This is a genomic window from Pseudoalteromonas sp. GW168-MNA-CIBAN-0100 (assembly GCF_040309225.1).
Lineage (GTDB): Bacteria > Pseudomonadota > Gammaproteobacteria > Enterobacterales > Alteromonadaceae > Pseudoalteromonas > Pseudoalteromonas arctica.
In genome coordinates, this window is the sequence record NZ_JBEOOL010001111.1 from 1 (window position 1) to 236 (window position 236).

Here is a 236-nt window from a genome sequence, read left to right on the forward strand (position 1 = left end):
TCTAAAAGCTTAAATAGTATTCCTGAACCTCTATCATCTAATTCTTCATAATTGGTAAATGTGGCGTAATAAACTAAAAGGTATAATATTGATATTGCCGCAGAGCCCATAACGACATATAAAATTTTGTATCTATTACTTCTTTCATCAGAGGCCGTAACATAATAAACAACAAAATAAATTGCACAAACAACCACGGCTGCAGTATGTGTTAATGATGCGATGACACCAAAAAA

Annotated in this window: 1 protein-coding gene; it reads right to left on the minus strand. The window is 32.2% G+C overall.

Annotated elements, in window-relative coordinates; genetic code table 11:
* Window positions 1-236 (minus strand): hypothetical protein (locus AAEY62_RS24810; RefSeq protein WP_350637157.1); only part of this gene is annotated, 236 nt, incomplete at both ends.